At 72.0% G+C, this 11,726-nt stretch carries 7 protein-coding genes and 1 pseudogene; 4 read left to right on the plus strand and 4 right to left on the minus strand.

Translation table 11 applies throughout. The features are described 5' to 3' along the window. Positions 1-148: 148 nt before the first annotated feature. Positions 149-1,201 carry a malate dehydrogenase gene (locus tag B2K11_RS02580; protein WP_163616553.1) on the minus strand — a complete coding sequence of 351 codons (1,053 nt, stop codon included), beginning with the start codon at positions 1,199-1,201 and terminating at the stop codon, positions 149-151. Positions 1,202-1,293: 92 nt separating this feature from the next. Between B2K11_RS02580 and B2K11_RS02585 the strand changes: the two genes are divergently transcribed. The 3 genes and pseudogenes from B2K11_RS02585 to B2K11_RS02595 all read left to right on the plus strand — a co-directional run bounded on the left by B2K11_RS02585 (position 1,294) and on the right by B2K11_RS02595 (position 5,657). Further along, positions 1,294-2,163 (plus strand): neutral zinc metallopeptidase, encoded by an 870-nt coding sequence (locus B2K11_RS02585; protein ID WP_163616555.1) that lies wholly within the window; start codon positions 1,294-1,296, stop codon positions 2,161-2,163. After that, a pseudogene (gene pip, locus B2K11_RS02590) lies at positions 2,160-3,125 on the plus strand (prolyl aminopeptidase); the annotation flags it as partial. The gene B2K11_RS02585 and the pseudogene pip, both read left to right, overlap by 4 nt. A 957-nt stretch (positions 3,126-4,082) precedes the next feature. Further along, a complete protein-coding gene (locus B2K11_RS02595; RefSeq protein ID WP_163616557.1) occupies positions 4,083-5,657 on the plus strand; it encodes a DEAD/DEAH box helicase in 1,575 nt (524 codons plus the stop codon). A gap of 261 nt (positions 5,658-5,918) precedes the next feature. On the opposite strand, the gene B2K11_RS02600 is transcribed toward B2K11_RS02595, so the two are convergent. Then, positions 5,919-6,494 (minus strand): TetR/AcrR family transcriptional regulator, encoded by a 576-nt coding sequence (locus tag B2K11_RS02600; protein ID WP_163616559.1) that lies wholly within the window; start codon positions 6,492-6,494, stop codon positions 5,919-5,921. A 101-nt stretch (positions 6,495-6,595) separates the two neighbouring features. Between B2K11_RS02600 and B2K11_RS02605 the strand changes: the two genes are divergently transcribed. Next, entirely contained in the window at positions 6,596-7,837 is a 1,242-nt protein-coding gene (locus B2K11_RS02605; protein WP_163616561.1) for an FAD-dependent monooxygenase, read from the plus strand. 270 nt (positions 7,838-8,107) lie between these two features. Here B2K11_RS02605 and B2K11_RS02610 read toward each other — a convergent pair whose 3' ends face one another. Next, a complete protein-coding gene (locus B2K11_RS02610) occupies positions 8,108-9,790 on the minus strand; it encodes a GMC family oxidoreductase N-terminal domain-containing protein (RefSeq protein WP_163616563.1) in 1,683 nt (560 codons plus the stop codon). After that, positions 9,787-11,643 (minus strand): aldehyde dehydrogenase family protein, encoded by a 1,857-nt coding sequence (locus B2K11_RS02615; protein WP_163616565.1) that lies wholly within the window; start codon positions 11,641-11,643, stop codon positions 9,787-9,789. The genes B2K11_RS02610 and B2K11_RS02615 overlap by 4 nt, the downstream gene beginning before the upstream one ends. Positions 11,644-11,726: the final 83 nt, after the last annotated feature.

Consider the following 11,726-nt stretch of genomic DNA (forward strand, 5'->3'; position numbering starts at 1 on the left):
TGAGCGAGCGAGTACGCGGCCGTTGAGCGAGCTTGCGAGTCGAAGCGCAGAGACGAAACGCGCCTGGCTCTCGTCGCAGGTTCGGGGCGTTGCGTCTCGGTCGTTTCGCTCCCTCGCTGAACGACCGGTGGTAGCCGGCGGCGGGCGCCTACAGCACGCCGAGTTCGCGTACCGCGTCGCGCTCGGCGACGAGTTCTTCGACGGATGCCGCGAGCCGGCCCTGCGCGCGAGCGTCGAGGTCGAGCCCCTCGACGACCTCGTAGCCGTCGCCGAGCAGACCGATGCCGCCGGAGCGCACCGGGAACGAGCACACGATTCCCTCGGGCACCCCGTACTCGCCGCGCGAGACGACGGCGGCCGACGTCCAGCTGCGGCCCGGGGTACCGAGCTGCTCGTCGCGCACGTGGTCGATCGCGGCGTTCGCCGCCGATGCCACCGACGACGAGCCGCGCACCTCGATGATCTCGGCGCCGCGCTTCGCGACCCGGGGGATGAAGACGTCGTCGAGCCAGGCCGTCGCCGCCTCGCGGCCGCCCAGACGGTCGGCCAGCGCCTCGAGCACCGGCATCCCGCCCCAAGATCCCTGAGTCTGTCGAAGGGTCGCATGCGAGACGTCCGGGAACTGCGTGGCCGAATGGTTGCCCCAGATCGTCACGCCGTCGATGTCGCCCGCACCGACCTGCAGCGTCTCGGCGAGCTGGCCGACGGCGCGGTTGTGGTCGAGGCGCGTGAGTGCGCTGAAGCGGTGGACGGGCACCTCGGGAGCAGCGGATGCCGCGGCGATGAGCGCGTTCGTGTTCGCGGGATTGCCCACCACGACCACGCGCACGTCCTCGTCGGCGACGGCGCCGATCGCCTTCCCCTGGGGGCCGAAGATGCCGGCGTTCGCCGCGAGCAGGTCGCCGCGCTCCATGCCGGCCGTGCGTGGCCGCGCACCGACGAGCATCGCGATGCGGGCGCCGTTGAAGGCGGTCAGCGCGTCGTCGGTCACGTCGACGTCGATCAGCAGCGGGAACGCGCAGTCCTGCAGCTCGAGCGCCGCGCCCTCGGCCGCCCGCATGCCCTGCGGGATCTCGAGCAGCCGCAGCCGAACCGGACGGTCCGGCCCGAGCATTTCGCCCGCCGCGATGCGGAACATCAGCGCGTAGCCGATCTGCCCGCCGCCGCCGGTGATGGTCACGGTCGTGGGTTCGCTCGCCATGCCACGAGCCTATGCCCGCGGCATTGTACGCAATCCGCGAGATTCTGTGGCGTTCTCGTGTGCGATCAGGCGTTCGGGGTACCGTGACAGCTATGACGTTCAATGAGAACGCCAACGTCGGGGGGAACACGGCGCGGCGTCGAGGAGCGGGCGCGGCGGTGGCGGGCGGTGGCATCGCCGGCATCGGCGCGATCGCCGTGATTCTGTTCCAGCTCTTCACCGGACAGGACCTGTCGGGCATCATCCCCACGACGCCGCAGGTCGGGACCGGCGAGGAGTCCGAGATCGCGCAGTGCGAGACGGGCGCGGATGCGAACACGAACGACGACTGCCGGCTCGCCGCCGGGAGCCTGGTGCTCGACGAGTACTGGACCGACCAGATGCAGGGGTATCGCGCACCCCAGCTCGTGATCGTGGACGGCCAGACGGCGACGACGTGCGGCACGGCATCCAACCAGACCGGTCCGTTCTACTGCCCGCCCGAAGAGACGGTCTACATCGACCCGACGTTCTTCGGCCTGCTGCGTCAGCAGTTCGACGCGTCGGCGGGCGACCTCGCCCAGCTCTACGTGCTCGCCCACGAGTACGGGCACCACGTGCAGCACATCGCCGGCATCATGGAGCAGCATCCCAACAACGGCACCGGGCCTGACAGCAATGGCGTGCGCACCGAGCTGCAGGCCGACTGCTTCGCCGGCGCGTGGGTGGGCGACATGACCGAGCAGGTCGACGAGAACGGCGTGCCGTATCTGCAGGAGCCCACGCCGCAGCAGATCGCCGACGCGATCAACGCGGCGGGCGTCGTCGGCGACGACCACATCCAGCAGGAGACCGGGGGCGTGGTGAACCCCGAGTCCTGGACGCACGGCTCCAGCGAGCAGCGGCAGCGCTGGTTCGAGGCGGGGTACCGGGGCGGTGTCTCCGCCTGCGACACCTTCGGCGTCTCGGGGAGAAGCCTATGAATGAGCACCTCGACGACATCCTCTATCCGCCCCTCGAGCCCTATGACATCGGCATGCTCATCGCCGGCGAGGGGCATCGCATCGCGTACGAGCAGAGCGGCAACCCCGAGGGCAAGCCGGTGGTGTTCCTGCACGGCGGTCCGGGTGCCGGCACGTCTCCGTGGCACCGCCGCTTCTTCGACCCCGAGCGATACCGCATCGTCCTGCTCGACCAGCGCGGATCCGGTCGCTCGACCCCGCACGCGAGCGAGCCGCACGCCGACCTCCGCCACAACACCACGTGGCACCTCGTCGCCGACCTCGAGCTGCTGCGCAAGAACCTCGGCATCGAGAAGTGGCAGGTGTTCGGCGGTTCGTGGGGGAGCGCACTGGCCCTCGCCTACGCGCAGGCCCACCCGCAGGCGGTGACCGAGATCGTGCTGCGCGGCATCTTCACGCTGCGCCGCCACGAGCTGGAGTGGTTCTACGAGGGTGGTGCGGCATCCGTCGTCCCGGATCTCTGGGAAGACTTCATCGCACCCATCCCGATCCTCGAGCGGTCGAAGCTCATGCAGGCGTATCACCGACGCCTGGCCGACCCCGACCCCGCCGTGCACGTTCCGGCGGCTGTCGCGTGGTCGCGCTGGGAGGCGGCGAACCTGACGCTCCTGCCCGATCCCGAGCTCGTCGAGGCGATGTCCGAGCCGCGCGCCGCCGTGGCGTTCGCGCGTATCGAGAACCACTACTTCCTGCACGGCGGCTGGTTCACGCCGGATCAGCTGATCGCCGGGGCCGACCGCATCCGCCACATCCCCGCCGTCATCGTGCAGGGCCGGTACGACGTCTGCACGCCCGCGATGACCGCGTGGGACCTGCACCGCGCATGGCCCGAGGCGGATTTCACGATGATTCCGGATGCCGCGCACGCGGCGTCCGAACCGGGCATCGCCGCCGCGCTCCGCGCCGCGACCGACCGGTTCGCCGGGTCCGGCGAGCTGGCCGAGGACGCCGACGAGTCCGGCCCGAGTGAGGTGGGCGAGGACGCCGTCGGGCCCGAGGAGTCCGGCGCCAGCGAGGGAGGCGAGGACGCCGTCGCGGACGAGGAGTCCGGCGCGAGTCAGGAGGGCGAGGACGCCGTCGCGCCCGAGGAGTCCGGCCCCAGCGAGGGCGCCCAGGACGCCGTCGGGCCCGAAGAGTCCGGCGCCAGCGAGGGCGCCCAGGACGCCGTAGCGCCCGAGGGCGAATCGGACGAGGCATCCGCGCCGCCCGAGCAGACGGGTGAAGGCGAAGCTCCAGGCGGTGAGGATGGCGCGGAGACGCCAACAGCCGACGACGCCGCGGCCGGGGGTGCAGAGTCTGAGTCCGACGGGGCCGGAACCTCGCAATCTGACTCCGGCGGGGCGGAAGTCTCGCCGCCCGAGTCCGAGGGGGCGGGCTCCGATGTCAGCGGTACGCGTACCGCGTACCGCTCGCCGCGCCGGGCTCGCCGTCCCTGAGCGCGGAGACGTCTCGCCCCGCACGCCGCAGCGCCCTGCGTACGGAGGAACCGGGGTATCCGGTCGTTGAGCGAGGGAGCGCCAGCGACCGAGACGAAACGCCTTGAGCCGCTCGTCTGCGCCGGCTGCGGGGCGTTGCGTCTCCGCGTTTCGACTCGCAAGCTCGCTCAACGACCACGTTCCTCGCTCGCTCAACGACCGGGCAAGGGCGTGCGGCGTTCTCCCACTCGCTCGCTGACCGCCTGCGGAGAACGCCCAGCCGCACCCTGCTAGGGTGGATCATCTTGCAGCGCTTCATGCGCTTCTTGCGTCGTAGAACGCTTCCCCTCCCGCCGCCGCCCGGCTCAGCCGCGCGATGCCGGTGATGACTTTCGTACGGCGACCCGTGGGCGAAATCCGCCCCGGCCACCGACAGGGCATCTGTGTGCCCGGAGAAATCCCCTCATGACTGAAACCACTTTCGGCGCGCTCGGCGTGCCGCAGCCCCTCGTCGACGCGCTCGCCGCGGACGGCAAGACCACCGCGTTCCCGATCCAGATCGACACGCTCCCCGACACGCTCGCCGGCCGCGACGTGCTGGGCCGCGGCAAGACCGGCTCAGGCAAGACGCTCGCCTTCTCGATCCCGATGGCCGCGCGCCTCGGCGGCAAGCTCGCCGGCGGCAACCGTCGCAAGGGCCGCCCGCTCGGCCTCGTCCTCGCCCCCACGCGGGAGCTCGCGACGCAGATCGACGCTGTTCTCGCGCCGCTCGCCAAGGCCTACGGCCTCACCACGACCACGATCTTCGGCGGCGTGAACCAGAACCGTCAGGTGCAGGCGCTGAACGCCGGCGTCGACATCATCGTGGCGTGCCCGGGCCGCCTCGAGGACCTCATGAAGCAGGGCTTCGTGCACCTCGACGCGGTCGAGGTCACCGTCATCGACGAGGCCGACCACATGGCCGACCTCGGCTTCCTGCCGGGTGTCACGCGCATCCTGAACGCGACGCCGGCCGGCGGCCAGCGCCTCCTGTTCAGCGCGACCCTCGACAACGGGGTCGACAAGCTCGTCAACCGCTTCCTGCAGAACGAGGTGCTGCACTCCGTCGACGAGGCGCACTCGCCTGTCGCCGCGATGACGCACCACGTCTTCACGCTCGCCGACGCCGACGCCAAGAAGGACGTCGTCAAGGCGCTCGCGTCGGGCACCGGCCGCCGCATCCTGTTCATGCGCACCAAGCACCAGGCGAAGAAGCTCGCCAAGCAGCTCACCGGCGAGGGCATCCCGGCCGTCGACCTGCACGGCAACCTGTCGCAGGCGGCGCGCGACCGCAACCTCGCGGCGTTCTCGGCGGGCAGCGTCAAGGTGCTCGTGGCGACGGATGTCGCAGCCCGCGGTGTGCACGTCGACGACGTCGAGCTCGTCATCCACGTGGATCCGCCCACCGAGCACAAGGCGTACCTGCACCGTTCGGGCCGCACGGCTCGCGCGGGCGCCGAGGGCGCCGTGGTCACGCTGGTGCTGCCCGAGCAGAAGCGCGACGTCTCGCAGCTGCTGCGCAAGGCCGCGATCTCGGTCGAGCCCGTGGTCGTGACGGCTGCCTCGCCCGCGGTCACCGCGCTCGTCGGCCAGGTCGCCGCGTACGTCAAGCCGGTTCCGGTCGTCGAGACGCCCCGCGGCACCAGCCAGGGCGCCAACGCGCAGCGCAAGCGCGCCGCCCGCGACGGTCGCCAGGGTGCCGACGGCTCGTCGCGCTCCGGCTCCGGTGCCGGCGGTGGCCGCCGTGGCTCCGGCCAGGGCGGATCCGGTGCGCAGGGCGCAGGTCGGGGTCAGGGCGCCGGTCGGGGCCGCGATGCCGCCACGACGCAGGACCGCGCCACTCACCAGCGCAGCGACCAGAGCGCCGGCCACGCCCGTTCGGCGCAGCCCGCCGGCAACCCCCGCACGCAGGGCCGCCGCGCGACGTCGAACGGCACCGGCAAGCTCATGGTTGGCTCGGTCGTCCGCCCGAACGGCACCAACCGCCGCAGCGGCCGCTGACCTCCCCGTATCTCAGCCCGAAACGCCCCGACGCACCCCGTGCGCCGGGGCGTTCCGCGTCTCCTCCCCTCCTCCCCTGCTCGGCGCCTCGGCCTGTTCCCTCCGCAGCCGCGTTCTGCGCCGCGCACCCGACGGCGGGCGCATAACCTGACTGCGGAGCGCGAGGCCCAGGCGTCCGCAGTCAGTTTGCGAGGATGCCGGCCGGGCGAAGACGCCGAAATGTGACTGCGGAGCGCAGTGGCACAGGGGCGGCGGGCGGGGTCATGCGGGCGTGTCGGAGGCGATGACGGCGACGGCACGCGCGAGCTCGTCGCCGGTCGGCAGTGCTGCGGGGTTCATGAGCCACAGGATGCCGAGGCTCTGCACGAGCACGAAGTTGAGCTGGGCGACCGCGGCGACGTCGGCGTCGGTCATCTCGGGACGCGCGGCGCGCAGCTGCTCGGCGATTCCGTCATGGCCCTCAGCCGCGGCATCCGCCAATGCACGACCTGCCTGCGGGTCGCGCAGCACGCGCACGGAGTTCTCAAGGCTCGCCAGCAGCGCCTCCCGGTTGGCGGAGAACACGTCGGGCATGCGGTTCCACAGCGCGGCGAAACCCTGGAGCAACGGGAGTGACGCGGTCTCGTGCACCACGGACTCCATCTCGTCGCCGATGCCGCTGCCGAGGGACTCCATGAGCGCGGCGGTGACGAGCTCGTCCTTCGAGCCGAAGTGGTAGCCGATCGCGGCCAGGCTCACTCCCGCCGCGGTGGCGATGTCGCGGGCCGTCGCCTTGGCGACGCCCCGCTCCAGGATGACCTGACGTGCCCCCGCCAGCAGATCTTCGCGATTGCCCATGCGTTCATCCTAGGCGGGAGTTGGACGAGCGTGCTAGACAAACGTCCAACACCTGTGTTAGACATATGTCTCACACAAACGTCCGACTGACGGGATGCCTCATGAACGACTTCGACCGCACACCGCACGTCCTGATCTCCGGCGCGGGCATCGCGGGCCTCGCGCTCGCCCTGCAGCTTGTGCGCAAAGGCATCCGTGTCACCGTCGTCGAACGCGCCGACGCTCGTCGCCCGGGCGGGCAGGCTGTGGACCTCCGCGGCGCGAGCCGCGAGGTCGCAGAACTCATGGGGATCATGGTCGGCATCGAGCAGTTTCGCGTACACGAGGAGGGCATCGCGTACGTCGGCAGTGGCGGCCGTGTCTTCGGCCGGATGTCGATGGCCGACTTCGACGGCGAAGGCGCCGTCGCCGAGATCGAGATCGCGCGCGGCGACCTGGCCCGAGTGCTCCTCGATGCGCTGCGCACGGCCGCCGATGCCCGTCCTCGTCTGCTCGACCTGCGGTTCGGCGACCGCATCACGGCGATCGCGCAGGATGACGCCGGTGCCGACGTCGAATTCGAGCACGCCGAAGCGGCACGGTTCGACATCGTGGTCGGCGCCGACGGCGTGCACTCCGCGACGCGCCGGCTGGCGTTCGGGCCCGAGGAGCAGTTCGCCACGTACCTGGGCGGGTACATGGCGTTCTTCACCCTGCCCACGCCCTCCGACCTCGAGCCGGGCTGGTTCGCGCTGAGGTTCGTGCCCGGGGCGACAGTCGGGATCCGCCCCGACCTCGACCCGACGACGTCCAAGGCGATCCTCACGTTCCGGATGGACCGCGACCCGGCGCTGCGAGGGGACCGGGTCGCGCAGGAGGCGCTGATCCGTGCGCGCATCGCCGGCGCCGGCTGGCACGCCCCGGCCGTGCTGGCGGCGCTGGGCGAGGCATCCGATCTGTACTTCGATGAGCTCGTGCGCATCGACGTGCCGGACGTCGCGAACGGCCGGGTGGTGCTGCTCGGCGATGCGGCGTCGTGCGGCTCGCCGATGACGGGGCAGGGGACGGCGACCGCGCTCATCGGTGCGCATCTCCTCGCGGCCCACCTCGCCGCGACACCGGATGACGCCGTCGGCGCGCTGCGCCGCTACGCCGACGACATCGCCCCGTTCACCGAGCGGGGCAAGCAGATCCCCGGCGGCGGCATCGAGCGCATGGTTCCGGCGAGCAGAATCGAAGGGGCCACGCTGCGGGCGCTCACCGGCGTGATGACGTCACGGCTGTTCCGCCCGCTGGTGCGTCGCATGTTCGCCGCCGGCGGCGCCGACCTGTCGCTGCCCGAGATCGCCGTGCCTGTGCGTTGACCGGAGCGTTTCGGCTCGCTCCTTCGTCGCTCGCTCAACGCCGGAACACAGGCTCCGGTCGTTGAGCGAGGGAGCGCCAGCGACCGAGACGAAACGCGCCGAGCCGACGTTCTGCCCGGGTCCGGGGCGTTTCGTCTCGCTTGTTCCTCGCTCGCTCAACGACCGAGAGAAGGATCCTGGTCGTTGAGCGAGGGAGCGCCAGCGACCGAGACGAAACGCGCCGAGCCGACGTTCTGCCCGGGTCCGGGGCGGGCGCCTACCGAAGCCGGGTCAGACGCGGCGGCCGAGGATGAGGTCGGCGGCGACCTCGCCGATCACGATGGCCGGAGCGTTCGTATGGCCGCGGATCACGGTGGGCATCACCGAGGCGTCGGCCACCCGCAGGCCCGTGACGCCACGGACGCGGAGTTCCGGGTCGACGACGGAGGCGGCATCCGTCCCCATCCGCGCCGTGCCGACCGGGTGGTAGAGCGTGTGCGAGTAGCGGCGCAGCGACACCTCGGCGCGCTCGGTCGGCGTCATGCGATCGCCGCCGGGAGGCTGTACCCAGCCGCCGGTCGTGACGGCGCGCAGCGCCTCGGTGTCGATGAGACGCTCGCATTCGGCGAGTCCGGCGAGCATCGTCGCGGCGTCGACCCCGTCGGGATCCGACAGATACGCGGGGTCGATGAGCGGCGGCGCGGCAGGGTCGGCCGACGCGAGCCGGATCGTGCCGCGGCTGCGCGGGCGCAGCAGGATCGCCCCGATCGTGAGGCCGTGCGCGGGCGACGGGATGAGTCCCTCGCCCACGTACGGCACCGGGGCGAAGATGATCTCGATGTCGGGGAGCCCTTCGGGCGCTCCCGCGCGATCGGCGACCTCTGTGCGGACGAACCCGTAGGCCTCGGCGACGTTGGAGGTCAGCATCCCCCTCCGCTTCGTCAGATACCGCACGACTTCGGCCGGCCTCTCGGCGTCGTGCAGGGTGCCGCTGTCCGCGGTCGGCGCGAGCCCCGCGACGAGGTGGTCCTGCAGATTGGCGCCGACGCCGGGGGCGTCCACCACGATGCCGATCCCGTGCTCGGTGAGGTGCTCGGCCGGGCCGATGCCGCTCAGCATGAGCAGCTGCGGCGTGTTGATCGCCCCGCCCGACAGCACGACCTCGCGCCGCGCGCGCACATGGCGGGTGATCCCGTCGAAGTCGACGTACACGCCCGTCGCACGCGGCAGGGGCGAACCGGAATCCAGGGTCACCCGCCGGACGTGCGCACCCGTGGTGATCCGGAGGTTCGCGCGCCCCTTCGCGGGGCGCAGGTACACGTCGGCCGTGGAGGCGCGCGCACCGCGGCTCTCGCTCACCATCGTCTGCGAGAAGCCCTGCCCCGTCGGCAGATTCGCGGGGGTGACAGGATGCCCCGCCTGCTGCGCCGCCGTGAGGAACGCGGCCGTCTGGGCCCGGGGATCCCGCTGGTGCTCGACGGGCTGGGGTCCGTGGGTGCCCTGCGAGCCGTGGGCCGGATCGGCCGTGCGCTCCACACGCCGGAAGTAGGGGACCAGGGCGTCCCACGACCAGATCGGGCCGGCGGCATCCGCCCACTCGTCGTAGTCGGCGGCGAAGCCCCGCACCCACATCATGGCGTTGAGCGACGACGACCCGCCCAGCGTCTTGCCGCGCGGCCAGTACACCGTGCGGCCCTCGAGGGCCGGCTGGGGGACGGTGTCGTAGTTCCAGTCGTACCGTCCGCGGAAGAGCTTGGAGAACGCCGCGGGCACGTGCAGTTCGATCGCCCGGTCGGGTCCTCCCGCCTCGAGCAGCAGCACCGAGACGGCCGGGTCCTCGCTCAGTCGCGCCGCGACGGCGGCACCAGAGGATCCGGCGCCGACGACGACGTAGTCGGCCTCGAAGCCGTCAGCGCCGAAGCCGGCCGCGGAATCACCGGCGCTCCGACGCCCGCGCGCGACGCGGCGCCTCACGCCTGCATCGCTTTGGCGAGCGTCCTGACCAGCCCGGGCACCTTGCCGTCGACGAGGTAGCGCGTGAGTCCGGCGCTCACCTCGGCGCCGGTGCGCGAGTTCACGAACCACGGCGGCGTCGGCAGGATCGTGCCCTGAGCCAGACGCCGGCGCCGAAGCGTATCGCCCACAGAGCGAGGGAACGGCCGGAACGGCCCGCGAGCCACCGACCGCTCGACCCGATCCAGCAGCAGCGCGTTGTGCACGACGCCGATGCCGCTCGACACGTCGGCCGGCGTCGCCCCGGGGTATCCGCCCCACGTCAGGCGGGCGGTGAGGAAGTTGAAGGCGGTCCACGTGTTGATCGCGATGTCGCCGTAGCGCAGGTCGGCGATCGCGCGCGCGAAGCCGTCGCCGAGTGCCTGCTCAGTGACGGGGTCGATGAGCACGTTGGCGCCGAGCGTGCCCGTCAGCCGGGCGTTGGCGTGGGCGACCGCCGCGTCGAGGAACTCCTGCCCGGTGCCGCCGACCTCGACCACGCCGAGGATCGGGGCGAAGTACTCGATCGACTCGACCGGGTCGGGGCCCTCGCCGCCGCCCACCTCGACGATCGCGCGGGTGCGGTCGGCGGACCAGACGGCGTCGGGATAGGCGGATGCCGCGGCCTCGAGCCGCTCATCGCTCCGGGGGTACCACACCGGGCGCTCGAGGGCAGCGGCATAAGCGGTGTGCAGCGCCTGCAGGAACTCGGCCCGCTGAGGCCAGTCCGAGCTCAGGATGACGACCTGGCCGGCGATGCAGTTGTGCCCGGCGTTCACGAGCCGCATCGTGGCGACGTGCTGGGCCTGGTATTCGATGTCGGCGGCCGACCAGGCGCCGGGCACCACGATGATCGGTGAGACTCCGCCCAGCTCCGCCGTGATCGGCACCTTCAGCTGCGGCTCGCCGGCCGCGCGCGCGGCGTCGGCGTCCGCGCCTTCCGCCCCTGAGCTGCCACCGGCTGCTGAGCCTGTCGAAGCACCCCACACGATCGCGTCGAACGTCGCGGCCGAGCCGGTGATGTGCACGTGCGCGATGCGCGGGTGCGAGGTGAGGTACGCGCCGGTCGCGGCGCCGCCGCGCACGATGCGCACCAGCCCCGGCTCGATGAGCGGAGCCAGCGCACGCTCGAACACGGGTACGAGGGCGTCCTGCGTCGGGTTGACCTTCAGCAGGGCGACGCGGTTGTGCGCGAACAGTTCGTACAGCACGTCGGCGACGGGGATCGAGGTGACGTTGCCCGCGCCGAGCACCAGCCCGACGCCGCCGGACTCGGTCGGGGCGAGCTGCGCCAGCCCGGCCTGGTGGCGCGCCTGATCCGCGGTCACGCCCGGCTCGAACCAGACCTCGCCGGTGAACCCCGACAGGAGGAACTTCTCCGTGCCGTTCAGCGGGAACGTGTGCGCACGCAGGCGCCCGCCCGGCGCCTGGTCGATGGTCACGCCGTCGAGCGGGCTCCGGCCCTTCGCGAGGGCTTCGAGGGTCTCGCGGAGCGCGTCGAGCAGTCCGATGACGGCGTAGGGTCCGCCGAGCCACTCCTCTGCCGAGAGCGGATGCCCCGGCTCCAGCCCCTTCGAGATCGTGGCGGCGTCGGCCCACTCCTGGGCGACCGCGCCCACGGCGTCCCGCACGCGGCCGAGCAGCCGCGCCCGCTGGTCGAGGGTGAGCGCGACCCACACGCGTGTGCCCTCCTCGAGTCGGGTGATCGCCTCGTCGAGCGCGGCACGCTCTTCAGCCGGCAGCCCGGCCTCGGATACACGGCCGGCGGGAGCCTTCGGGCTCTTCGCAGGCGTCTTCCGGGGTGTGGCCGGCGTGGTCGACGACGTGGGTGACATGGGTTCTCCTTCGAACTCGCGCCGGGAACCCGGGTCGGGTGAGTCCGTCCCGGGCATCTTACGTCACAGCCCCCGGCACGCGG

The organism is Microbacterium sp. B35-30 (genome assembly GCF_010634855.1).
GTDB lineage: Bacteria > Actinomycetota > Actinomycetes > Actinomycetales > Microbacteriaceae > Microbacterium.